The sequence below is a fragment of the Cellulomonas xylanilytica genome, assembly GCF_007989805.1.
Taxonomy (GTDB): Bacteria; Actinomycetota; Actinomycetes; order Actinomycetales; family Cellulomonadaceae; genus Cellulomonas; species Cellulomonas xylanilytica.
This window is the reverse complement of sequence record NZ_BJUB01000010.1, coordinates 131,905-155,312: the sequence shown is the minus strand read 5'-3', so window position 1 is coordinate 155,312 and position 23,408 is coordinate 131,905. Positions and strand designations below refer to the sequence as shown.

Annotated in this window: 25 protein-coding genes; 18 read left to right on the top strand and 7 right to left on the bottom strand. The window is 73.3% G+C overall.

Annotated elements, in window-relative coordinates:
- The first annotated feature begins 30 nt into the window (after positions 1–30).
- From CXY01_RS16050 to CXY01_RS16030, 5 genes are all read left to right on the top strand, one after another.
- Complete coding sequence (locus CXY01_RS16050; protein ID WP_146929059.1) at positions 31–852, top strand: LOG family protein; 822 nt, start codon at positions 31–33, stop codon at positions 850–852.
- Positions 849–1,757, top strand: a complete 909-nt coding sequence (gene folP, locus CXY01_RS16045) for a dihydropteroate synthase (RefSeq protein ID WP_222594570.1) — start codon at positions 849–851, stop codon at positions 1,755–1,757. The genes CXY01_RS16050 and folP overlap by 4 nt, the downstream gene beginning before the upstream one ends.
- Positions 1,754–3,016 carry a hypothetical protein gene (locus CXY01_RS16040; RefSeq protein ID WP_146929057.1) on the top strand — a complete coding sequence of 421 codons (1,263 nt, stop codon included), beginning with the start codon at positions 1,754–1,756 and terminating at the stop codon, positions 3,014–3,016. The genes folP and CXY01_RS16040 overlap by 4 nt, the downstream gene beginning before the upstream one ends.
- 167 nt (positions 3,017–3,183) lie before the next feature.
- Positions 3,184–3,351: a DUF3117 domain-containing protein gene (locus CXY01_RS16035; RefSeq protein ID WP_013116243.1), complete on the top strand. Its 168-nt coding sequence runs from the start codon at positions 3,184–3,186 to the stop codon at positions 3,349–3,351.
- Between the two features lie 2 nt (positions 3,352–3,353).
- A complete protein-coding gene (locus CXY01_RS16030; protein ID WP_146929055.1) occupies positions 3,354–4,964 on the top strand; it encodes a leucyl aminopeptidase family protein in 1,611 nt (536 codons plus the stop codon).
- Positions 4,965–5,026: 62 nt separating this feature from the next.
- On the opposite strand, the gene CXY01_RS16025 is transcribed toward CXY01_RS16030, so the two are convergent.
- Both CXY01_RS16025 and CXY01_RS16020 read right to left on the bottom strand, forming a co-directional pair.
- Positions 5,027–5,911, bottom strand: a complete 885-nt coding sequence (locus tag CXY01_RS16025) for a dienelactone hydrolase family protein (protein WP_146929053.1) — start codon at positions 5,909–5,911, stop codon at positions 5,027–5,029.
- A gap of 248 nt (positions 5,912–6,159) precedes the next feature.
- The gene (locus CXY01_RS16020) at positions 6,160–6,792 is read right to left on the bottom strand and encodes an O-methyltransferase (protein WP_146929211.1); all 633 of its coding nucleotides are present in this window, start codon (positions 6,790–6,792) and stop codon (positions 6,160–6,162) included.
- Between the two features lie 201 nt (positions 6,793–6,993).
- On the opposite strand from CXY01_RS16020, the gene sigE reads away from it, so the two are divergent.
- The 11 genes from sigE (at position 6,994) to CXY01_RS15965 (ending at position 16,386) form a co-directional block, all read left to right on the top strand.
- Entirely contained in the window at positions 6,994–7,572 is a 579-nt protein-coding gene (gene sigE, locus CXY01_RS16015) for an RNA polymerase sigma factor SigE (RefSeq protein WP_146929050.1), read from the top strand.
- Positions 7,569–8,573, top strand: coding sequence for a zf-HC2 domain-containing protein (locus CXY01_RS16010; protein WP_146929047.1), 1,005 nt, complete (start codon positions 7,569–7,571; stop codon positions 8,571–8,573). Before sigE ends, CXY01_RS16010 begins: the two co-directional genes overlap by 4 nt.
- Positions 8,570–10,084: a S1C family serine protease gene (locus tag CXY01_RS16005; RefSeq protein WP_146929044.1), complete on the top strand. Its 1,515-nt coding sequence runs from the start codon at positions 8,570–8,572 to the stop codon at positions 10,082–10,084. Before CXY01_RS16010 ends, CXY01_RS16005 begins: the two co-directional genes overlap by 4 nt.
- A 70-nt stretch (positions 10,085–10,154) precedes the next feature.
- A complete protein-coding gene (locus CXY01_RS16000) occupies positions 10,155–10,562 on the top strand; it encodes a twin-arginine translocase TatA/TatE family subunit (protein WP_146929041.1) in 408 nt (135 codons plus the stop codon).
- Between the two features lie 70 nt (positions 10,563–10,632).
- Positions 10,633–11,673, top strand: coding sequence for a tryptophan--tRNA ligase (trpS, locus tag CXY01_RS15995; RefSeq protein WP_146929038.1), 1,041 nt, complete (start codon positions 10,633–10,635; stop codon positions 11,671–11,673).
- Entirely contained in the window at positions 11,670–12,242 is a 573-nt protein-coding gene (locus CXY01_RS15990) for a 2'-5' RNA ligase family protein (protein WP_146929035.1), read from the top strand. The genes trpS and CXY01_RS15990 overlap by 4 nt, the downstream gene beginning before the upstream one ends.
- 9 nt (positions 12,243–12,251) lie before the next feature.
- Positions 12,252–13,271, top strand: coding sequence for a YihY/virulence factor BrkB family protein (locus CXY01_RS15985; RefSeq protein ID WP_146929032.1), 1,020 nt, complete (start codon positions 12,252–12,254; stop codon positions 13,269–13,271).
- A 152-nt stretch (positions 13,272–13,423) separates the two neighbouring features.
- Positions 13,424–14,428 (top strand): YihY/virulence factor BrkB family protein, encoded by a 1,005-nt coding sequence (locus tag CXY01_RS15980; RefSeq protein WP_146929029.1) that lies wholly within the window; start codon positions 13,424–13,426, stop codon positions 14,426–14,428.
- A 51-nt stretch (positions 14,429–14,479) separates the two neighbouring features.
- Positions 14,480–15,058, top strand: coding sequence for an ArsR/SmtB family transcription factor (locus CXY01_RS15975; protein ID WP_146929026.1), 579 nt, complete (start codon positions 14,480–14,482; stop codon positions 15,056–15,058).
- Positions 15,055–15,843, top strand: coding sequence for an SRPBCC family protein (locus CXY01_RS15970; RefSeq protein ID WP_146929022.1), 789 nt, complete (start codon positions 15,055–15,057; stop codon positions 15,841–15,843). Before CXY01_RS15975 ends, CXY01_RS15970 begins: the two co-directional genes overlap by 4 nt.
- A 93-nt stretch (positions 15,844–15,936) precedes the next feature.
- The gene (locus tag CXY01_RS15965; protein WP_222594569.1) at positions 15,937–16,386 is read left to right on the top strand and encodes a DUF6069 family protein; all 450 of its coding nucleotides are present in this window, start codon (positions 15,937–15,939) and stop codon (positions 16,384–16,386) included.
- A gap of 19 nt (positions 16,387–16,405) precedes the next feature.
- On the opposite strand, the gene CXY01_RS15960 is transcribed toward CXY01_RS15965, so the two are convergent.
- Genes CXY01_RS15960 through sdhC form a run of 5 tightly spaced genes read right to left on the bottom strand, consistent with a single transcriptional unit; the run spans position 16,406 to position 20,703 of the window.
- Positions 16,406–17,173, bottom strand: coding sequence for a phosphotransferase (locus CXY01_RS15960; RefSeq protein ID WP_146929019.1), 768 nt, complete (start codon positions 17,171–17,173; stop codon positions 16,406–16,408).
- 52 nt (positions 17,174–17,225) lie between these two features.
- Entirely contained in the window at positions 17,226–17,987 is a 762-nt protein-coding gene (locus CXY01_RS15955) for a succinate dehydrogenase iron-sulfur subunit (protein WP_146929016.1), read from the bottom strand.
- A complete protein-coding gene (sdhA, locus tag CXY01_RS15950; RefSeq protein ID WP_146929013.1) occupies positions 17,987–19,837 on the bottom strand; it encodes a succinate dehydrogenase flavoprotein subunit in 1,851 nt (616 codons plus the stop codon). Before sdhA ends, CXY01_RS15955 begins: the two co-directional genes overlap by 1 nt.
- A 36-nt stretch (positions 19,838–19,873) precedes the next feature.
- A complete protein-coding gene (gene sdhD / locus CXY01_RS15945) occupies positions 19,874–20,332 on the bottom strand; it encodes a succinate dehydrogenase, hydrophobic membrane anchor protein (protein WP_146929010.1) in 459 nt (152 codons plus the stop codon).
- Positions 20,332–20,703 (bottom strand): succinate dehydrogenase, cytochrome b556 subunit, encoded by a 372-nt coding sequence (gene sdhC, locus CXY01_RS15940; RefSeq protein WP_281285328.1) that lies wholly within the window; start codon positions 20,701–20,703, stop codon positions 20,332–20,334. Before sdhC ends, sdhD begins: the two co-directional genes overlap by 1 nt.
- Positions 20,704–20,926: 223 nt before the next feature.
- On the opposite strand from sdhC, the gene CXY01_RS15935 reads away from it, so the two are divergent.
- Complete coding sequence (locus tag CXY01_RS15935) at positions 20,927–22,021, top strand: mannose-1-phosphate guanylyltransferase (protein WP_246125426.1); 1,095 nt, start codon at positions 20,927–20,929, stop codon at positions 22,019–22,021.
- A 117-nt stretch (positions 22,022–22,138) separates the two neighbouring features.
- Complete coding sequence (locus CXY01_RS15930; RefSeq protein ID WP_146929204.1) at positions 22,139–23,311, top strand: amidohydrolase; 1,173 nt, start codon at positions 22,139–22,141, stop codon at positions 23,309–23,311.
- Positions 23,312–23,408: the final 97 nt, after the last annotated feature.

The window sequence follows — 23,408 nt, the reverse complement described above, 5'->3', positions numbered from 1 at the left end:
CGCGCGCCCGGTCGACCTAGAGTCGGGGCCATGAGCGACGACGGCGTGTCCGCCCCCGGTCACGGGTACCGCAAGGGCCCTGTGCTGCTGCGCGGCCAGCAGATCCCCACCACCACCTCCGACCAGCGGCTCCTGAGCGGCGCGGGCGACGCCGAGTGGCTGCGCGGCGACCCGTGGCGCGTCATGCGGATCCAGAGCGAGTTCGTCGAGGGCTTCGGTGCGCTCGCCGAGGTCGGCCCGGCGGTCAGCGTGTTCGGCTCGGCGCGGGTGCCGGTGGACCACCCCGACTACGCGCTCGGCCAGGAGGTCGCGCGGCTGCTGGTCGAGGCGGGGTACGCCGTGATCACCGGCGGCGGGCCCGGGATCATGGAGGCCGCCAACCGCGGGGCGCTGGAGGCCGGCGGGCTGTCGGTCGGGCTGGGCATCGAGCTGCCGTTCGAGCAGGGCATGAACGACTACGTCGACCTCGGCGTGAACTTCCGGTACTTCTTCGCGCGCAAGACGATGTTCGTGAAGTACTCCGAGGGCTTCGTGGTGCTGCCGGGTGGCTTCGGCACCTTCGACGAGCTGTTCGAGGCCCTCACCCTGGTGCAGACGCACAAGGTCATCAGCTTCCCGATCGTCCTGGTCGGCAGCGACTACTGGCAGGGTCTCGTCGACTGGGTGAGCACCGCCGCCCTGAGCCGCGGCATGATCTCGGCGGCCGACCTGGACCTGCTGAAGATCGTCGACACCGCGCAGGACGCCGTCGACCTGGTGCTCGAGCGCGGGGCCCAGCTCCGTGCCGAGGAGGCGGCGGCCGCCGCCGCGACCGCGCGGGCGCAGCAGGCCGCCGAGGACTCGGGGCGGTGACGACCCCGCCGGCCGGCGCGCAGCTGCGCCTGCGGGGACGCTGGGTCGCGCCCGGCCGTCCGGTGGTGATGGCGGTCGTCAACCGCACACCGGACTCGTTCTACGCGGCGGCGCGGTTCGACGACGCGTCCGCCGACGCCGCCGTGGCGCGTGCGGTCGACGAGGGCGCCGACATCGTCGACCTCGGCGGGGTGCGGGCCGGCCGGGGCCCGCGCGTCGAGGTCGCCGACGAGATCGCCCGGGTGATCCCGCTGGTCAGGCGGGTCCGCGCGCGCCACCCGGACCTGGTGATCAGCGTCGACACCTGGCGCGCGGAGGTGGCTCGGGCCGCCGCCGACGAGGGCGCCGACCTGGTCAACGACACGTGGGCCGGCCACGACCCCACGCTCATGGAGGTCGCGGCCGAGCGCGGCCTCGGCATCGTGTGCTCGCACACGGGTGGTGCGCGTCCGCGGACGGACCCGTTCCGGGTGGAGTACCCGGCGCGCGACGGTGGCGACCCGCTCGACGGCGTGGTCGAGGACGTCGTCCGCACGGTGTCCGCGGCGGCGCGGCGGGCGGTGTCGCTCGGCATCGACCCCGCCAGCGTGCTGGTGGACCCGACCCACGACTTCGGCAAGAACACGTGGCACTCCCTGCACCTGGTCCGGCGCACCGAGGCGCTCGTCGCGCTCGGCTTCCCGGTGCTCATGGCGCTGTCCCGCAAGGACTTCGTGGGGGAGTCCCTGGACCTGCCCACCGAGGAGCGCCTGGAGGGCACGCTGGCCGCGACCGCGGTGGCGGCGTGGCTCGGTGCCCGCGTCTTCCGGACGCACGACGTGCGCGCGACCCGCCGCACCCTCGATATGGTCGCCACCATCCGCGGGGACCGTCCCCCGGCACGGACGGTCAGGGGGCTGGCGTGAGCGAGGTGCAGGAGGTCGAGGAGCCGGCCGCGGAGGCCCGCCCCGCCGCCGGGCCCTGGGCGTGGGCGGTCAGCCGGCCGTGGTGGGTCCAGGTGCTCCTCGTCTACGGTGCCGCGCGGCTGTTCACCACGGCGGTGTTCCTGTGGGTCGCGAGCGTCCAGGGGCAGAACGCCTGGACCGGCGAGCACCCGGACTACTTCCCGTACGTCGGCTTCATGTTCGACGGCTCCTGGTACAAGAACGTCGCCGAGAACGGCTACCCGGCGCAGCTGCCGGTGGGCGCGGACGGTCTGGTCCAGCAGAACGCCTGGGCGTTCTTCCCCCTGTTCCCGATGCTGGCGCGCGGTCTCATGTTCGTCACGGGCGGCCCGTGGGAGGTCGTCGCCCCGCTCCTGGCGCTCGTCCTCGGGGCGGGCGCGGTGCTCGCCATCCACCGGACCGTCGTGCGGGGCGCCTCCCGCGCCGTCGCCGCCCGGCCCGGCCTCCCGCTCGCGACCGTCGCCCTGGTCAGCGTCTTCCCGACGGCGGCCGTGCTGCAGGTGGCCTACGCCGAGGCGCTCGCCCTGCTGCTCGTCGCGAGCGCGCTGCTGCTGCTCCTGCGTCGCGACTACGGGTGGATGGCGCTCGTCGTCGTCGCGCTGGGGTTCACGCGCGCGGTCGCTCTCCCGATGGCCGCCGTCGTCGTGGTGCACGCCGCGGTCCGCTGGTGGTCGTCGCGACGCGGGACCGACACGTGGACCTGGCGCACGGGGACCGGCCTGGCGGCACTCGCGCTGCTGGCGGCGGCGTCCGGGTTCCTGTGGCCAGCGATCTGCGGCTGGGCCACCGGCGTGCCGGACGGGTACCTGCAGACCCAGGAGGCGTGGCGCGGCGTCCGCGAGGTCGCGCCGTTCGGCGGCTGGTTCTACGTGCCGCAGTTCTGGTTCGGGTCCCGCGCGTGGCTGGTGGTGGGCCTGTCGTTCGCGCTCGTGATCGCGGTGCTCGTCGTGCCCGCCGCCTGGCGTCTGGGCAACGAGCTGCACACCTGGGCCGCCGCGTACGTCGTGTACATCGCCGCCGTCGTCGAGCCGGGCAGCAGCCTCGCCCGGTTCCTGCTGCTGGCGTTCCCGCTCGGGGCCGTCACCGCGGGTGTGATCACCCGCCCGCCGGCTGCGCGGCGCTGGTGGTTCGGCGCCGTCGTCGTCCTCATGCTCGGGCTGCAGGTGCTGTGGGTCCGGCAGATGTGGCACGCCAACCCGGTGGCCGACTGGCCACCGTGATCCTGGACGTGCGTCCGATCGTGGGCCTGACCGGCGTCGGGACAGGTGAGGGGCCCCGGGTGAACTAGGATGGACCTCGGACAACCGGGAGACGAGGACGACGTGGGGTGCGCGAAAACGCCCCCGTGAGCCGCGCGCCGGACGCACGAGCGAAGGAGAGGCCCCGCATGGCCGCGATGAAGCCGAGGACCGGTGACGGCCCGCTCGAGGTCACGAAGGAGGGCCGCGGCATCGTGATGCGCGTCCCGCTCGAGGGCGGTGGACGGCTGGTGGTCGAGCTCAACGCGACCGAGGCCGCGGAGCTGGGTGAGGCTCTGACGTCCGTCGTCGGCTGACGATGGCAAGCTCAGGCACTGCACGACGGGCGTCGTCCCCTGGTCGCCTCCCCCCGGAGGTGACCGTCGACGGCGGCACCATCGCGACGACGACGCTGCTGACCGACGGGTCGACCGACGCGGTCGCCGTCCCGGTCGCACCCGCACGTGCGGGTGACGACGCGCTGCGCCCGCTGCAGGGCACGGCGGACGCGGCGGCCCGGTACGGCGTCGACCTGGCGGAGATCGGCGAGCGCGCACGCCTGACCGGCGCAGCGGGCGAGATCTACGTCCTGCAGCTGCCCCGGCCGGTGGGCTCGTCCGTCACGCTCCCGTGGTCCGGGCTGCCGCCCCGACTGATGCTCGTCGGGGTCGGTTCCGGGCGGCCCGCGGACCTGCGGCGTGCCGGTGCCGCGCTCGCCCGGTCCTCGCGCGGGCTGCGCCGGGTCGTCACCACGCTCGGCGCCGAGGCGCACCAGGACGACTCCGCCGCCGCCACGGCTGCGCGGGCCGTCGCGGAGGGCTACCTGCTCGCGGCGTACGTGCCGCCCACCGCGGCCGCGACGCCCGACGAGGGCTCGCCGTCCCGCGAGGCCGCCGAGCTCGTCCTGCTCGGGCGTGACGGCATGCGGCCGGCCGCGGCCGTCTCGGAGGGCCGCACGGCCGCGACGGCGACCTGGCTGGTCCGGGACCTGGCGACCACGCCGTCCAGCACCAAGACGCCCGCCTGGCTCGCCGACCAGGCCAAGCGGCTGGCGACCAGGGCGGGGCTCGGCGTCACCGTCCGCACCACCCGCGAGCTGGCGGCCGAGGGGTTCGGCGGCATCCTGGCGGTCGGCGCGGGCTCGGCCTCGTCGCCGCGCCTGGTGACGGTCTCCTACACGCCGCCGACCACGGGCGGCCGGCACGTCGTGGTCGTCGGCAAGGGCATCACGTTCGACACGGGCGGCATCTCGATCAAGCCGCGCGAGGGCATGGTCCCGATGAAGACGGACATGACCGGCGCCGCGGTCGCGCTGGCCACGGTCCTGGGGGCCGCCGCCGCCGGGGTGACCCACCGGGTGACGGCCGTGCTGCCGCTCGCCGAGAACCACTTCGGTGGCGCGTCGTACCGTCCGGGCGACGTCCTGACGATGTGGGGCGGCACCACCGTCGAGATCGCCAACACCGACGCCGAAGGACGCCTGGTCCTGGCCGACGCGCTGGCCTGGGCCGATGCCACCCTCGACCCCGACGTGCTCATCGACGTCGCCACGCTGACCGGCGCGGCGACCCTGGGCCTCGGCAAGCAGCACGCCGCCCTGTACTCCGGCGACGCCGACCTCGCCGACGCCCTCGTGGCCGCCGGTGACGCGTCCGGCGAGCTCGCGTGGCGGATGCCGCTCGTCGAGGAGTACGAGGAGGCCGTGGCCTCGCAGGTCGCGGACCTGCGGCACGTGCCCGTCGACAAGCACATCGGCGGCGGGTCGATCACGGCGGCCCTGTTCCTGCGGCACTTCGTCGGGACGCGCACGTGGGCCCACCTCGACATCGCCGGCCCCGCGCGCGCGACCTCGGACAAGCACGAGGTCACCGAGGGGGCGACGGGCTTCGGCGCGCGTCTCCTGCTGCGGTACCTCGACGACCTGCGCTGACGGCTCAGGGCACCCCGCGCCGCTCTGGCGACGGCACGGGGTGCCCGGTCAGAGGGCCGACGTCAGAACGGGCAGCTCGAGGCTGCTGCTGACAGGGCGGTGCCGGACGGTGTGGGGCACAGGAACTGCGTGAAGCGGGTGTCGTCGTCGACGAACCGCTTGAGCCACGCGATCGAGTTCTCCGCGATCGTCGTGTTGGAGGTGTTCGGTGCGAAGTGGCTCGCACCGCGCAGCTCGAGGTAGGTGCGTGGAGTCGACGCGGGAAGCGTCTGGTAGAACGGCTTCGCGTGCGACGCGACGGAGGCGACGGAGTCGTTCTGCGCGCCGATGACCAGGGTCGGGGTGCTGACCTCCGGCCACGTCTTGTCGACGTTCCACGGGGTCAGCGGGATCGCGGCCTTGAGGGACGGGCGGTCCTTGGCGGCCTCGAGGGTCCCGCCGCCGCCCATCGAGTGGCCGACGACGGCGACGCGGGTGGCGTCGATCCGGCTGGCGACGGCGCTGCGCTGGGTCAGGTAGTCGGCGGCCGCGAGCAGCTGGTCGCCGCGCGACGACGGCTGGTCGTAGACGGAGTTGGTGTCGATGGTGAACACGACGAAGCCCTGCGACGCGATGCGCGGCCCCAGCCACGCCATGCTCGACTGGCGGGCGGTGTAGCCGGGCACGACGACGACCGCGCCGAAGGTGCCCTGGGACTGGTCGGTGGGGTAGTAGACGGTGCCGCCGCCGAAGCCGCTGACGCCGTAGCGCGAGACCGAGGTCTGGGCGACGGCGAAGGTCCCACGGGCGGCCTGGATGCTGGACCGCGTGGGGTCGGGGCCCCGCTGGTACGGGTTGTCCGCGGCTGCCGCCGGGCTGGCGACGCCGGCGATGCCGCCGACGACGAGGGTGGCGCTGAGCACGGCGCTCGTGGCGACGGTGCGCCGCCACTGGGTCAGAGATGTCACGACGTTGTGTCCTCTCGGTGGTGCCCCGCCGACCGGTGCGACGTGGGGCGTGGTGATCGAGTGAGCCCCCTCCTTTCACAAACCGACCGGTCGGTTTTGCGAAAGTAGCACCCGAGACACCGAGTTGTCATCGAATTCGTGTGACCTAGTCACGAGCAGCCGCAACAGCGGCGCGTGACCTGCGGAGACGCCACATCCGGCGCCCGTCCGGCTCTGCGAACCGTCCGGCGGTGCGGAGTGCTCGTCCGCTAGCGCTTGACGGCGACCAGCAGGCCGTCCCCCACGGGCAGCAGCGACGGGAGCAGGCGGTCGTCGGCGCGCACGATGCGGCCGACCTCGCGGATCGTGGTCGTCGTCTCGTCGCGACGTGCCGGGTCCGCGACACGGTCGTGCCAGAGGGCGTTGTCGACGACGAGCACGCCCCCGGTCCGCAGCAGCCGCACCGCCTGCTCGACGTACCCGCGGTAGCTCTCCTTGTCCGCGTCGACGAACACCAGGTCGTACCCGCCGTCGGTGAGGCGCGGCACGACGTCGAGCGCGCGACCCGAGATCGTGCGCGTGCGGGTGGGCTTGATGCCCTCCTCGGCGAACGCCTCCTTGGCGGCGCGCTGGTGCTCGACCTCGACGTCGATCGTCGTCAGGACGCCGTCGGCCGGCATCCCGCGCAGCAGGTACAGCGAGCCGACGCCCGTACCGGTCCCGATCTCGACCACCGCACGCGCCCCGACCGCCGCCGCCAGCACGCTCAGCGCGGCGCCCGACCCCGGCAGCACGGGGGTGCACCCGAGCTGAGCCGCGCGCTCGCGGGCGCGCAGCAGGACGTCGTCCTCCGGCAGGAACTCCTCGCAGTAGACCCAGCTCTGGGCCTTGTCGGTGGAGATGGTGGCCTCCCGGCGCGCGACGACGTGGTGGTGCAACGGTCGTCCGCCAGCGTAGTCGGGTGCCCGCAGAGGGGTGCGGAGCCCGCGCGGTCCGCTACGGGCGGAACTTCTCGCCCGCTGCAGACGTTCCTAGCGTTCGAGGCTCACAGGTCCACCTGGGACACTGGGCGCACGATGGCACGCACCGAGGAGAACGACCCCATGACCACCCAGCCCGCCGCCTGGCAGGCTCCGTCGTGGGAGGAGATCGTCCGCGACCACTCCGCACGGGTGTACCGGCTGGCGTACCGCCTCACGGGCAACAAGCACGACGCCGAGGACCTCACGCAGGAGACGTTCGTCCGCGTGTTCCGGTCGCTGCACTCCTACACGCCGGGCACGTTCGAGGGCTGGCTGCACCGCATCACCACCAACCTCTTCCTGGACCAGGCGCGTCGCCGCCAGCGGATCCGCATGGACGCCATGGGAGAGGACTCCGAGCGGTACGCGTCCGGTGACCAGCTCGGTGCACCGGAGCGGGCGTTCGAGCACGGCAACCTCGACCTCGACGTCCAGCGCGCGCTCGACCAGCTGCCCCCGGAGTACCGCGCGGCCGTGGTGCTGTGCGACATCGAGGGCCTGTCCTACGAGGAGATCGCGGTGACGCTCGGCATCAAGCTGGGCACGGTCCGCTCGCGCATCCACCGCGCCCGCGCACGTCTGCGCGTGTCGCTCGAGCACCGGGCGCCTGCGGCTCTCGCGACTGCCGCGGACGAGTCCCCCCTGACGGTCCTCGGATGAGCCACCTCGGGTCGCGGATCAGCGCGCTGGTCGACGGGCAGCTCTCGGTGCCGGAGACCGAGAAGGCCCTCGCGCACGTCGCCGTCTGCCCCGGGTGCGCCGCCGAGCTGGCCGCGTCCCGCGCCGCCCGGCGGGCGCTGACCTCCGCCGACGAGGTCACGCCCAACCCCGACCTGACCGCGCGGCTCCTCTCGCTCGCCGGCAGCCCGCCGGACGCCGACCCGTTCGCGGGCGACCCGTTCGCGCCTCCCGCCCGGCAGACCCGCGACGAGCTGGCCTCCTACGGCGTGGCCAGCGGCGGCCTGGGTTCGCGCGGGTGGCGGGGGAGCGGGTCGCTGCGCGGCGACGTCGGCCACCGGCGCTCCTCCGTCCGCATCGCCGCCGGCTCGATGGCGGGTCTCGGTGCGGTCGCGGCGATGCTCTTCGTGCTCGGGGAGCGCCCCGACGTCGTGCCCACCGTGCACCCCGGGGTCGACCTGGGTCTGCTCGGCCAGGCGACCACCGAGGACCCCGCAGCGGCGGACCGGGTGGTCGACACGAGCTCCTGGCCCGTCGCCGACGGGTCCACCGACGCCTCCCACCAGACCCTCGCGTGGCTGCGTGCGCACGCCTGGACGTTCCCCGCCGAGCTCCCCGACGGCTGGACCGTGACCGCGGTGCGCTGGTCCGGCGACGACTCCCGGGTCCTCGAGGTCGACGTGACGGGCGCCGACGGGACGTCCCTCGTCGTCACGGAGCAGCAGGGACGGCTTGAGACCGGGGCGCTCGCGGGCGCCCCCACCAGCGAGGTCGGCGGCCGGCAGGTGTACGTGCTGTCGTTCGAGCCGTGGCACGTCGTCTGGCAGGCGGAGGGCACGGTCGTCCAGGTGGTCGGCTCGCAGTCGTCGGGCTCGGCCGAGACTCTTGTGGGAGCCTTTCCTGACGGCGCCTTCGACGACGGCGTACCCGCGCGGATCACGCGCGGGTGGGACACCGTGACAGGAGCGCTCGAACGGCCATGACGACCCCCGACGACGCGCCGCCCGTCGCGGTTCCTGCTGCCGGGACCCCCGAGCCGACGCCCGCCGGCGCGTTCGCGTCGCCGTCCGGTCGTCGTGAGCTGCCTCCCACGCCGACGGCACCGGAGGCGAACCCGGCCCAGGAGCCCGGTGCCGCGCCGGGCCCTGCCGCCCGGCCCGAGCAGGCCGCACCCCGTCCGCCCGGGACCCACTGGTCGGTGCCGCACGGCTCCGTCCCCGCCTATGCCCCGCCGGACCCGCACGGCGGGCCCGTGGGGCAGCCGGTCCCGGCGCCGTGGGCAGGCGTCCCGTACCCGACGACGGGGACGACGGCGGACGTCGACCCGGCGCAGCCGACCGGTCCCGCGGGCGTGCCGCACACGGTCGTCCTGCACCGCAAGCGGCGGCGCACCCTGTCGGCCGCGTGGGTCGTCCCGCTCGTGCTCCTCGCGCTGGCCGCGGGTGCCGTGGGCGGCGTCCTGGGCTCCCGGCTCACCACGGACGACCGCCTCGCGGACGCCGGCCTGCCGGTCGCACCCGTCGGCGCCGCACCCGTGGAGCGGGCGGCAGGCTCGGTGGCAGCGATCGCGGCTGGGGTCCTGCCGAGCGTGGTGTCCATCCAGGTCGACGGTCCCGACGGCAGCGCCACCGGGTCGGGCTTCGTCCTGCGGGGCGACGGGTACCTGGTCACCAACAACCACGTGATCGCGCAGGCCGACGGCGCGGCGTCCACGTCGATCACCGTGACGTTCGGCGACGGCAGCGAGCAGGAGGCCTCGATCGTCGGGCGGACCGCGGACTACGACCTGGCCGTGCTCAAGGTCGACGTCGAGGGTCTGACGCCGCTCCTGCTCGGCGACTCGGACGCGGTCGTCGTGGGCGACCCGGTGGTGGCCGTCGGTGCACCGCTGGGTCTGGCCGGGACGGTCACCACCGGGATCGTCAGCGCACTGAACCGCCCGGTGTCCGCGGGCGAGGCGACCGACTCGCAGGACCAGGCCTTCATCAACGCGATCCAGACCGACGCCGCGATCAACCCCGGCAACTCCGGCGGCCCCCTGGTCAACGCCGTCGGCGAGGTCATCGGGATCAACTCGGCCATCGCCCAGCCGCCGGGGTCGCTGTCGACGGTCGGGGGCAGCATCGGCCTCGGCTTCGCCATCCCGTCGAACCAGGTGCGCCGCACCGCGGACCAGCTGATCGAGAAGGGCATCGCGACGTACCCGATCATCGGTGTGCTGCTGGACCAGCGGTACAGCGGCGAGGGCGTCCAGGTCTCCGCGGACGTGCAGGACGGTCGGCAGCCGGTCACGGCCGGCGGGCCCGCGGAGCGCGCCGGGATCCATCCCGGCGACGTCATCCTCGCGATCGACGGGCGCCCGGTGACGGACCCCGACGAGCTGATCGTGGCCATCCGCGCGCGGACGCCGGGGGACACGATCGTGCTGCACGTGCGCAGCGGCTCCAGCGAGCGTGACGTGCGCGTGAAGCTCGACGAGTCGCCGACGGACTGATCCCGGCGGGCCGCGGGCGCCCTCCACAGCGCGGCCCGCGAGGCTCAGTGCCGGGGGGTACTCTGACCCGGTGTTCGGGATCAACGGCGGTGAGCTGCTGGTGCTGCTCGTCGTCGCCGCGCTGGTCATCGGCCCCGAGCGGCTCCCCGGCTACGCCGAGCAGCTCGGCCAGTGGGTGCGCCGCGGCCGCCGGTTCGTCAAGGACGCGAAGGCGCGGGTCGACGAGGAGCTGGGCGAGGAGGTCGGCGACGTCGACTGGGCCGCGCTCGACCCGCGCAAGTACGACCCGCGACGGATCGTGCGGGACGCACTGCTGGAGGACGACGAGCCGGTCCGGCCCGTGAGCACGCCCGCCACCCGGCCCCGCACGGGCGCCGCCGCCGCGCGAGCAGCGACCGGGGGCGCCGCTGCCGCTGCCGCGACGGACGGTCCCGGCGCTGCACCCGTCAGCACCCCCTACGACGACGAGGCCACCTGACCGGTCCTGTCCCGCCCCCTCCCTCGGGAGCGCCGGCACGCCGGCCCTCCCGTCCTGACAGAATGGTCCGATGGTCTTGGCGCCGCACCAGTCGCGCATCTTCTCGGGGATGCAGCCCACGTCCGACTCCCTCCAGCTGGGCAACTACCTCGGCGCGCTGACCCAGTGGGTCGCGCTCCAGGAGGAGCACGACGCCATCTACTGCGTCGTCGACCTGCACGCCCTGACGGTGAGCCCCGACCCGTCGGTGCTGCGGGACCGCACGCGTCGTACTGCCGCCCAGTACCTGGCGGCGGGTGTCGACCCGGAGCGGTCGATCCTGTTCGTGCAGTCGCAGGTGCCGGAGCACGCGGAGCTCGCGTGGTTGCTCTCGTGCCACACCGGGTTCGGCGAGGCCAACCGGATGACGCAGTTCAAGGACAAGTCCGGCAAGCACGGGACCGAGGGCACGACGGTCGGCCTGTTCACCTACCCGGTGCTGATGGCGGCGGACATCCTGCTGTACGACACGACGCTCGTGCCGGTGGGGGAGGACCAGCGTCAGCACCTCGAGCTGACCCGCGACCTCGCGCAGCGCCTGAACTCCCGGTTCGGCCCGGACACCGTCGTCGTGCCCGAGCCGCACATCGTCAAGGCGACCGCCAAGATCTACGACCTGCAGGACCCGACCGCCAAGATGAGCAAGTCGGCGGAGAGCCCCAACGGCCTCATCGAGCTGCTGGACGACCCGAAGGTCGTCGCCAAGCGGATCAGGTCGGCGGTGACGGACGCGGAGCGCGAGATCCGGTTCGACCCCGAGGGCAAGCCGGGCGTCTCCAACCTGCTGACGATCTACTCGGCGCTCACCGGCCGGGAGATCCCGGCGCTCGAGGCGGACTACGCGGGCAAGGGCTACGGCGACCTCAAGGTCGACCTGGCGAACGTCGTCGTCGACTTCCTCACCCCGTTCCAGGCCCGCGTGCACGGGTACCTGTCGGACCCGGCGTCGCTCGACGCCGTGCTGTCCGACGGTGCCGACCGCGCCCAGGAGCTGGCCCGCGGCACGCTCGAGCGCCTCTACGACCGCAGCGGTCTGCTGCCTCGCCGGTCGCGCGCCCGGGTCGGCGCGTGAGGCTGCCCGAACGATCCGGCGACCAGGTCCGGATCGGGGTGGCCATCACCGTGCCCGAGCCGTACGGCACGGTGCTGCAGGCGGCGCGCGCGCGGTTCGGTGACCCGTGGGCGCAGTACATCCCGCCGCACATCACCCTGCTGGGTCCGACGGTGATCGAGCACGACGAGATCCTCTCCGTCGACGAGCACCTGGCGTCGATCGCGCAGCGGCACGCGCCCTTCGTCGTGACGCTGCGGGGCACGGCGACGTTCCGGCCGATCTCGCCCGTCGTGTTCGTCCAGGTCGTCGAGGGTGTGGACGGCTGCGAAGGTCTGGAGCGGGACGTCAGGTCCGGCGTGCTGGCCCAGGAGCTCCGGTTCCACTACCACCCGCACGTCACCGTCGCGCACGAGGTGCCCGACGAGCAGCTCGACGCGGCCTTTGCCGGCATGGCGGAGTTCGACGCGTCGTTCGTCGTCGACAGCTTCCACAGCTACGCGCACGGCGACGACGGCGTGTGGCGGCCCGCGCGCGACTTCAGCCTCACGGGGACGCCCGCGGATGCCGGGGTCGGTACCGCGACCTAGGGTCGGGGCATGACGGCCGACCGCACCCCCGCAGAGGTGGATCCCGCGGGTCCCGCCGTCGGCGCCGGAGCGGCCCACACGCGTGCCGCCGTGACCGCGCCGGACCCGGCGTCACCCGCGCCGCGTCGCTCGCTCGTGGAGCGGGCGAAGGCCCTGTTCGCGTGGTGGCAGCACACGCGCCCGGCCCGCGCGAACGCCCGGTTCGGTGCACGCGGTGGCGGGGTGCTCACCGGCGGCATCGCGTACGCGGCGCTCTTCTCGGTGTTCGCCGCGCTGACCATCGGGTACACGATCTTCATGGCCGTCCTGGGCAGCAACGACGAGCTCCGCGAGCAGGTGCTGGTCGCGGTCAACGAGTCCCTGCCGGGCCTGGTGACGACCGATGACGCCCCCGGGATGATCGACCCCGACTCGCTCGAGCTCAGCGGCGGCCTGACGATGACCGGGATCATCGCGGTCGTCGTGCTGCTGGTCAGCGCCATCGCCGCCATGGCGGCCCTGCGCACCGCCGTGCGGGCGATGTTCGCGTCCGAGGGTGGAGCGGGCAACCCGGTGCTCGGCAAGGCGCGCGAGCTGGGCGGTTTCGTCGGCATCGCGTTCGCGGTGCTGCTGTCCGCGGTGCTCACCACCGGCGTCGCCAGCGCCGCGTCCTGGATCCTCGACTCGCTCGGGTGGGGTGCCTCGACCACGGTCGTCCTGCGGGTGGTCGGCATCCTCGTCGCGTTCGTGGTCGACGCCGCGATCTTCCTGCTGGTCGTCACCGTGCTCGCCGGCGAGCACGCACCCTGGCGGGACCTGAGCCGCGGGGCCGTCATCGCGGCCGTCGGCATCGGGATCGTCCGGATCCTCGGCACGGAGGTGGTGGCCGGGAGCGTCAGCAGGAACCCGCTCTTCACCTCCGTCGCCGTGATCGTCACGCTCCTGGTCTGGGTGAACCTCATCGCGCGCATCGTCCTGCTGGCGGCGGCGTGGACGGCCGACCCGCCGTTCGTCGAGCCCGCGACCGAGGACCCCGCCCCGGCCACCTGAGAACCACGCGACGTCCGAACCTCTGCGCGGGCGCACCGTGGTCGTGCGACCCCCGTGACGTCCGCGCCTCCGGTCCTCGGGATGCTCGACCGAGCGGACGTCGAGAAGGCATCGTGCTGTACGCCGTGATCGGGCCGCCCTAGGGTCGGCGCATGTCCGCCGACGAGGCACGGCCCGCGGTCGCCGCCGGTGCCGCGCAGGCGCGTGCGGAGGAGGTCCCGCCGCCGTCCGCGCGGCCGCCGGCGAAGCCGTCCCTCGGGGCACGGGCAGCGGCGGGGTACCGGTGGTGGCGGCACACCCGACCCGGCCGGGCGAGCGCGCGCTTCCACGCCCGCAGCGGGGGCGTCCTCGCAGGCGGCATCGCGTATGCGGCGCTGTTCTCGGTGTTCGCCGCGCTGGCCCTCAGCTACACCGTCCTCATCACCGTCCTCGGGGACAACGTGGGGCTCCAGGAGAGAGTCCTGGTCGCGGTCGACTCCACCTACCCCCGCCTCCTGGACACCGGGGACGGACAGGGCGTGCTGGACCCGGCGTCGCTCGAGCTGCCCAGCAGCCGCACGCTCACCGGTGTCGTCGCCGTCGTCGTGCTGCTGCTGAGCGCGATCGCGGCCATGACCGCCCTGCGCAGGGCGGTGCGTGCCATGTTCGCCGCGCGGCTCACCGGCAACATGATGCTCGGCAAGGCCCGAGACCTCGGCGGGTTCGTCGGGATGGTCCTGGTGGTGCTGGTGTCCGCGTTGCTGACCACCGGTGTCGGGACGGTGGCGTCGTGGGTGCTCGATGCCCTCGGGTGGGACGGCCTGACGACGCTGGTGCTGCAGGCGCTCGGCGTGCTCGTGGCGTTCCTCGTCGACGCCGCGATCTTCCTGCTGGTCGTGAGGGTCCTGGCCGGCGAGGACCCGCCGCGCCCGGACCTGCTCCGCGGGGCGCTGCTGGCGGCCACCGGGCTCGGCATCGCGCGGATGCTCGGCACCGCGGTGATCGCGAGCAGCGTGAGCAGGAACCCCCTGGTCACCTCCGTCGCGGTGCTCGTCACGGTCCTCGTCTGGGTCAACGTGGTCGCGCGCATCGTGCTGCTGGCTGCGGCGTGGACGGCCGACCCGCCGTTCGAGGAGCGTGCGCCGTCGACGGGCCACCGGTCGGGACGAGCGTCGTAGGAGGAGCGCGACGGCCTTGACAACATTTCTTGTCAAGAGCACGATGGCGCTATGCAGGATGTCGAGATCATCGAGGACGCGGAGGCGGCCGCCGCCGCGCTGGACCCGGTCCGGGCGCGGCTGCTCAGCGAGCTCGCCGTCCCGGCCTCCGCCGCCGGGCTCGCCGCCCGGGTCGGCATCGCGCGCCAGAAGGTCAACTACCACCTCAGGGCGCTCGAGGCGCACGGGCTGGTGGAGCTGTCGGAGGAGCGCCGGCACGGCGGGATCACCGAGCGCGTGCTGCAGGCGTCGGCGGCGTCGTACGTGGTGTCACCGGCCGCCGTCAGCGCGTCTGGTGCCGACCCGGACGCCACGGCCGACCACCTGTCGGCGCGGTACCTCGTCGCGCTGGCCGGCCGGCTCGTCCGGGAGGTCGGCGCCCTGGCCCGTCGGGCCGGGACGTCCGGGGCCCGCCTCCCGACGATGACCATCGACACGACGATCGGCTTCCGCTCGGCCGCCGACCGCGCAGCCTTCGCGGACGACCTCACCGCCGCGGTGCTCGACCTGGCCGCTCGCTACCACCACGACGACGGGCGCCCGCACCGGCTCGTCGTCGCCGCCCACCCCCTTCCCGAGGAGACCTCATGAGCACGCCCACGACCGTCCCGTACCGCCTGGAGTTCACCGTCGAGGTGCCCGGCACCCCGGAGCAGGTCTGGGACGCCATCGCGACCGGCACGGGCATGAGCGCCTGGTACCTGCCGACCGAGCTGGAGGAGCGCGAGGGCGGCTCGGTGCACTTCACCATCGGCGAGCACATGGGCTCCGACGGCCGGATCACCGGCTGGGACCCGCCGCGCCGCCTCGCGTTCGACGAGGACTGGGCCTCGCTCATGGGTGTCGACGCGGACGCGCTCAGCCCCCTGACGTGCGAGTTCCTCGTCGAGGCGCAGTCAGGCGGCACCTGCGTCGTGCGCGTGACCAGCAGCGGCTTCGGGACGGGCACGTCCTGGGAGTCGGAGTGGTGGGACTCCGTGGCTCCCGCCTGGATCCCGTACTTCGACAACCTGCGCCTGTACCTCGCGCACTTCGCCGGCCAGGAGGCGACACGGATGGAGGTCACGGCCTCCCACCCCGGTGACGTGGACGCGGTCTGGTCCGCGCTGCACGACGCCGTCGGGCTCGGCGAGGAGGGCTCACCGGTCGAGGTGCGCGGCGCCGCCGGCACGGTCGAGCGGCTCGGCGACCGGCAGGCGCTGGTCCGGCTCACCGCGCCGGTCCCCGGGATGCTCGACGTCTTCGTCGAGGGCCACGGCGGGGCCGCGACCGCCGGCGTGCGCGCGTACCTGTTCTCCGCCGACGCCGCGGACTACGTGCGGCGCGAGGAGCCCGCGTGGCAGGCCTGGCTGCGGGAGCTCGCCGTCCCCGCCTGACGGCCGCCCGGACCCGCACGACCGGCTGCGCCCGACCGTCCGTCGGGCAGCCGTCGCACCCGCACGACCGCGAACCGACGACGGAGGAACGACATGGGCACGACGACGAACGACGGACCCAGCACGACGACGGACGTCCGCCGGGCGAGCGACAGGCGTCCCGTCCGCAGGCTCGTCCTGACCGGTCTACTGGCCACCCTCGTGGCGATGGTGGCGACGACGCTCGTGGCCGCGCTGGCCCAGGCGCTCGGGGTCGACTTCATGGTCTCCGGATCCGACGAGGCGATCCCGCTGGCCGGGTTCGCCACGGTCACGGGTCTCTTCTCGGTCCTGGGCGTCGTCCTCGCCGCGGTCCTGCTGCGGTGGAGCGCTCACCCCGCGACGCGGCTCGTGCAGACGGCCGTCACGCTGACCGCGGTCTCGTTGGTCCCGCCTCTGCTCCTCGGGGACGGCGCCGCCACCTCGGTCGCTCTCGTGGTGCTGCACCTCGTCGCTGCAGCGGTGATGATCCCCGCCCTCGCGCGGAGCCTCCGCACCGCCTGACGCTCCGACGAGCCGGTGCTCAACCGACGTCGAGCGCCGCGTGCAGCTCCGTGAGCCGACCGGTGAGCACCACCAGGCGGGCCCGGGTCGCGGCCGGCTCGCCGACCGTGCCGAGCCGGAGCATCCCCGGGTCGCCCGCGGCCTGTGCCGCGGCGATGCGGTCCGCGGCATCGGTCATGCGGACGGCGACGTGGTCGAGGACCGCGTGGGGGTCGAGGTCGCCGTAGCCGTCAGCGATCGTGCGCAGCACCTGCGCGACCTGGGCGGCGTCCGCGTCGGGGAAGAGCACGGCGGTGTTCCACGCGAAGATCGCCACGTCGTCCAGCGGGATCCCCGGGCCGGCGACGTCCCAGTCGAAGACCCCCGCCAGGTCGTCCCCGTCGAACGCCATGTTGTACATCGCACTGTCGTGGTGGCACACGATCTCGCCGGGCCGCAGCGCACGCTCCACGAACCGCCACCGCCGGCTCTCGCGCGGGAAGCCCGCGACCACCGCGTGGTAGTCGCGCAGCCACCGCATCGCCGACCGGAGCTGGGCGTCGCTGAGCGCCTCCCGGCCGATGTCCAGCACCCGGCCGGGCAGGAACGTGAGGATCTCGCGGCCCTGCTCGTCGATGCCGAGGACGCGGGGGATCCGGGGGAGCCCCGCGGCGGCGAGGAAGTCCAGCAGCTCGTGCACCGCGGGCGTCCAGGGGCCTGTCGGGCGGCGCACCGTGTCCCCGACGCGGACGGCCCCGCCGACGTTCCCGCCGGGGAGCGGGATCTCGTCGTCGGGGCCGTGGGTCACGACGGGCAGGCTACCGAGGTGCGGGCGGCACCGCGAAGCGGATAAGCGCAGGTCAGAAGGCGCGCGTGATCATCGCGCGCTTCACTTCCTGGATCGCCTTGGTCACCTCGATGCCACGCGGGCAGGCCTCGGTGCAGTTGAAGGTGGTGCGGCAGCGCCACACCCCCTCCTTGTCGTTGAGGATCTCGAGGCGCTGGGTGCCACCCTCGTCGCGGCTGTCGAAGATGAACCGGTGCGCGTTGACGATCGCGGCGGGGCCGAAGTACTGACCGTCCGTCCAGAACACGGGGCACGACGAGGTGCACGCGGCGCAGAGGATGCACTTGGTGGTGTCGTCGAACCGCTCGCGCTGCTCGGCGCTCTGCAGGCGCTCCTTGCTGGGCTCGTTCCCGGTGGTGATGAGGAACGGCATGATCTCGCGGTAGGACGCGAAGAACGGCTCCATGTCGACGACGAGGTCCTTGATCACCGGGAGGCCCTTGATGGGCTCGACGACGATCGGCTTGCTCGGGTCGAGGTCCTTGAGCAGCGTCTTGCACGCCAGCCGGTTGCGGCCGTTGATCCGCATCGCGTCCGAGCCGCAGACGCCGTGGGCGCAGGAGCGACGGAACGTCAGCGAGCCGTCCTCCTCCCACTTGACCTTGTGCAGGGCGTCGAGCACGCGGTCCGTGCCGTGCGCGCGGACCGTGAACTCGTCCCAGTAGGGCTCCGGGGCACCGGCGCCGTCGTCGGGGAGGTAGCGCCGGATCTTCAGGGTCACGTCGAAGGACGGGATCGCCCCGACCTCGCTGGGTGCCTCGAGGGTCGCTGTCATCAGTACTTACGCTCCATCGGCTGGTAGCGGGTCATCGTGACGGGCTTGGAGCCCAGGACGAGCTGGTAGTCGTCGAACACCGTGGTGTGCGCGAACGACCCCTTGTGGTCGCCGTCGCCGTCGGTGCCCCACAGGCGGTGCCCCTTGACGGGCAGCGGGCGCCGGTACGCCATCGTGTGGCGCATGTAGTTCTTGTCGTCGCGGTCCGGGAAGTCCTCGCGGAAGTGCCCGCCGCGCGACTCGTCGCGGTTGAGGGCGCCGACGACGACGGTCTCCGCGATGTCGAGCAGGAAGCCCAGCTCCACGGCCTCGAGGAGGTCGGTGTTGAACATCTTGCTCTTGTCCTGCACGGACACGTGCCGGAACCGCTTCTGCAGGACCTTGATGTCCTCGAGCGCCTGGTTGAGCGACTCCGACGTGCGGAACACCTGCGCGTTCAGGTCCATCGTCTCCTGCAGGGCCTTGCGGATGTCCGCCACCCGGTCCCCGTCGGGACGCGTGCGGATCTCCTCCAGGCCCGCGACGACGGTGGCCGCGGGGTCCTCGGGGAGGTCGACGAACGAGGCCGTGAGCGCGTAGGCGGCGGCCGAGATGCCGGCCCGCTTGCCGAACACGTTGATGTCGAGCAGCGAGTTGGTGCCCAGGCGGTTGGAGCCGTGCACGCTCACGCAGGCCACCTCCCCCGCGGCGTACAGGCCGCGGATGACGTCGGTGGAGTTGCGCAGGACCTCGGCCTCGATGTTGGTGGGGATGCCACCCATCGCGTAGTGGGCCGTCGGGTACACCGGCACGGGCTCCGTGTAGGGCTCGATGCCGAGGTACGTGCGGGCGAACTCCGTGATGTCCGGGAGCTTCGCGTCGATGTGCGCGGGCTCCAGGTGCGTCAGGTCGAGCAGCACGTAGTCCTTGTTGGGGCCGGCACCGCGGCCCTCGCGGACCTCGTTGGCCATGGACCGGGCGACGATGTCGCGGGGCGCCAGGTCCTTGATGGTCGGGGCGTAGCGCTCCATGAAGCGCTCACCCTCGGAGTTGCGCAGGATGCCGCCCTCGCCGCGGGCCGCCTCCGACAGGAGGATGCCGAGGCCTGCCAGACCGGTCGGGTGGAACTGGAAGAACTCCATGTCCTCCAGCGGGATGCCGCGGCGGTACGCCAGCGCCATGCCGTCGCCCGTCAGGGTGTGCGCGTTGGAGGTCGTCTTGTAGATCTTGCCCGCGCCGCCCGTGGCCAGGACCACCGACTTGGCCTGGAACACGTGGATCTCGCCGGTGGCCAGCTCGTAGGCGACGACGCCCGAGACGTTGACCTCCTCGCCGTCGGGCACGTGGCCGGCGGCGAGGTCGTGGTCCACCAGCAGGTCGAGCACGTAGAACTCGTTGAAGAACTCGACGTCGTTCTTCACGCACTGCTGGTACAGCGTCTGCAGGATCATGTGGCCCGTGCGGTCCGCGGCGTAGCAGGACCGGCGGACGGCAGCCTCGCCGTGGTTGCGGGTGTGCCCGCCGAACCGGCGCTGGTCGATCCGGCCCTCCGGCGTGCGGTTGAACGGCAGGCCCATCTTCTCCAGGTCGAGCACCGCGTCGATGGCCTCCTTGGCCATGACCTCGGCGGCGTCCTGGTCCACCAGGTAGTCACCGCCCTTGACGGTGTCGAACGTGTGCCACTCCCAGTTGTCCTCCTCGACGTTGGCCAGCGCGGCGCACATGCCGCCCTGCGCCGCGCCCGTGTGGGACCGCGTCGGGTAGAGCTTGGAGATGACGGCCGTGCGCACGCGCGTCGAGGACTCCAGGGCCGCGCGCATGCCGGCGCCGCCCGCGCCGACGATCACGACGTCGTACTGGTGGGTCTGCATCGGGGTCGATGCCTTCCTTTTGCTGGGGGGAGAGCGTCAGGCCGTGCAGAACGAGGGCAGCAGGTCCGCCGGCGAGCCGGACGGGCACGGGTCGAACGTGAAGATCACGAGCGTGCCGAGCACGACCACGAGGACGAACGCGAGGTACAGCGCGGACTTGAGCGCCAGGCGCACACCGTCGCGCTCCGCGTAGTCGTTGATGATCGTCCGCACGCCGTTGGTGCCGTGGATCATCGCGAGCCAGAGCATCAGCAGGTCCCAGACCTGCCAGAACGGCGACGCCCACTTGCCGGCGACGAAGCCGAAGTCGATCGCGGTCACGCCCTCTCCGGCGACGAGGTTGACGAAGAGGTGCCCGAAGATCAGGACGAGCAGCACGACGCCGGACGCGCGCATGAACACCCAGCCGTAGAGCTCGGTGTTGCCGCGCGTGGTGAGGCGCGCCGGACGTGGCTTGGGAGGCCGCGGGGCCTTGGGGTCGGCGATCGTGGTCATCACTCGCCTCCGAACACGTGCATGAGGTGCCGGGGCAGGAAGCCGGCCATGGTGACGACGAACAGGCCCATGACGACCCAGAGCATCACGCGCTGGTACTTCGGGCCCTTGGACCAGAAGTCGACCAGGATGATCCGGATCCCGTTGTAGGCGTGGAACACGATGGCGGCGACGAGGCCGGCCTCACCGAGTCCCATGATCGGGTTCTTGTACGTGGCGATGACGTCGTTGTACGCCTCGGGGGAGATGCGCACGAGCGACGTGTCGAGCACGTGCACGAGCAGGAAGAAGAAGATGGCGACGCCGGTCACGCGGTGGGCGACCCACGACCACATGCCTTCCCGCCCGCGATAGAGCGTTCCGGCGGGCACCTTGCGGGTGGCCGACGCGGGAAGCGCATCAGGCACTGGGGCCTCCTGGCGGATCAGAGGTGCGGACGACGGCGTCCTTGTCCCGTCAACTGTAGTGAACCGATCAGTACGCAACCCGTCGGCAGGGGCCTCCTGTGAGGTATTGCACAGCTCGGGCACCCGGCCGGGCGGGATCTCGGGGCTCGCTACCCTGGCGCCCATGTCGACTCCGTCCACTGCTCCCATGGCGATTCCCGGTTTCCACGCCGTCGTCCCGGCCGGTGGGGCGGGCACCCGCCTGTGGCCGCTGTCGCGTGCCGGCCACCCCAAGTTCCTGCTCGATCTCACCGGCTCCGGCCGGACCCTGCTGCAGGCGACGGTCGACCGCCTGCTCCCGCTCACGGGCACCGGCGGCGTGCTCGTGGTGACGGGCACCCGGCACGCCGACGCGGTGGCGGGGCAGCTCCCCGAGCTCGGGGCCGCGGACGTGCTCGCCGAGCCGTCGCCCCGGGACTCGATGGCCGCGATCGGCCTGGCCGCCGCGGTCCTGCTCGAGCGGCACGGCGAGGACGTGGTCCTCGGGTCGTTCGCGGCCGACCACGTCATCGACGGCACCGAGGCGTTCCAGCGGACGGTGCGGGAGGGCGTCGTGGCCGCCCGCGCCGGGTACGTGGTGACGATCGGCATCGCCGCGACCGGCCCGTCGACCGCGTTCGGGTACGTCCGGTCCGGCCCGTCCCTCGGGCTCGACGACGCCCCGACGGTGACGCGCGCCGCCGGCTTCACGGAGAAGCCCGACGCCGTGACCGCGACGGCGTACCTGGCGACCGGCGAGTACCGCTGGAACGCCGGCATGTTCCTCGTGCGGGCCCGTGTGCTCCTGGACCACCTGGCCACCCAGCTGCCGGCCCTGGCGGCGGGTCTCCAGGAGGTCGCGGCGGCGTGGGACGGCCCCGACCGCGCCGACGTGCTCGACCAGGTGTGGCCGGGCCTGACCAAGATCGCGATCGACCACGCCATCGCCGAGCCGGTGGCGGCCGCGGGCGGGGTCGCCGTCGTGCCGGGCGACTTCACGTGGGACGACGTCGGCGACTTCGACTCGCTCGCGCAGCTGCTCGCCGCGGACACGCTGGGCGACGAGGGTCTCGTGCTGCGCATCGAGGCCGACGGCGCGTTCGTCGCACCCGGCGGCGGGCGGACCGTGTCCGTGGTCGGGCTGCCCGACGCGGTGGTCGTCGACACTCCGGACGCCGTGCTCGTGACCACGCGGGCGCACGCGCAGTCGGTGAAGTCGGCCGTCGACGGCTGGCGGGCACGCGACCGGACGGACCTGCTCTGAGGCGGACACGCTCCACCCGTGCGGACCGGCGCGGCTAGGGTCGAAGCCGTGTCCATCGTGCATACCGAACCCGCCGTCGCCCCGCTGACCAGTCTCCGGCCCGAGCCGACGGAGCCCATGTCGGCCCGGCTCGCCGTCCTGGTCGCGGAGCTGCGTGACGAGCTGGTCGCCGTCCGCCGCGACATCCACGCCCACCCCGAGCTGGGTCGTACCGAGGTGCGGACCACCGCGCTCGTCGCCGACCGGCTGCGGGCCGCCGGGCTCACGCCGCACCTGCTGCCGGGCAGCGGCCTGGTCTGCGACATCGGTCCGGGGCCGGCGACGAGCGGGCGCAAGCGGATCGCGCTGCGCGCGGACCTCGACGCGCTGCCCGTCCAGGAGACCAGCGGCGTGCCGTGGGCGTCCACCGTCAAGGGCGTCACCCACGCGTGCGGGCACGACGTGCACGTCGCGGCGGTGCTCGGCGCCGGGCTGGCCCTCGCGCAGGTCGCCGACGAGCTGCGCACCGGGGTGCGGCTGGTGTTCCAGCCGGCCGAGGAGGTCCAGCCCGGGGGAGCGCTCGACGTGGTGGCCGCCGGTGGGCTGGACGGGGTGGCCGAGATCTACGCGTTCCACTGCGACCCCAAGGTCGACGTCGGGCACGTGGGCACGCGCATCGGTCCCATCACGTCCGCCAGCGACGAGGTCACCGTGACGGTGTCCGGCCCGGGCGGCCACACGTCCCGGCCGCACCTGACGGGCGACGTGGTGTTCGCGCTGGGGCAGGTCATCACGCAGGTGCCCGCGATCCTGGGCCGGCGGCTGGACCCCCGCTCGGGCGTCAACCTCACCTGGGGCGCCGTGCAGGCGGGGTCGGCCCACAACGCCATCCCCGCGACCGGAACCGTGCGCGGCACGCTGCGGTGCCTCGAGGTGCGGGCGTGGGAGAAGGCGTCGGAGGTGTTCCACGCCGCGGTCGAGCAGGTCGTCGCTCCGCTGGGCGTGACGGTCGACGTCCGGCACCACCGCGGGGTGCCGCCGGTGGAGAACGCCGAGCACGCCACGGGGATCCTGGAGGCGGCCGCGCGCGACGTCCTGGGCGCCGGGTCGGTGCTGCTGACCGAGCAGTCGCTGGGCGGCGAGGACTTCGCCTGGTACCTGACCAAGGTGCCCGGGGCGATGGCCCGCCTGGGCACGCGGACGCCCGGCGGCCACACCTACGACATCCACCAGGGCGACCTGCGGGTCGACGAGCGGGCGATCGAGGTCGGTGCGCTGCTGCTCGCGCGGATAGCAGTTCTCGCGGGCTGAGACGCACAGTCCGTCACCTGGGCGGACTCATACCAAGTCGATAACGGAACCTGCGCAGATACCCGTCGGTAACCTGCGTGACACCTCACGGTCGTTA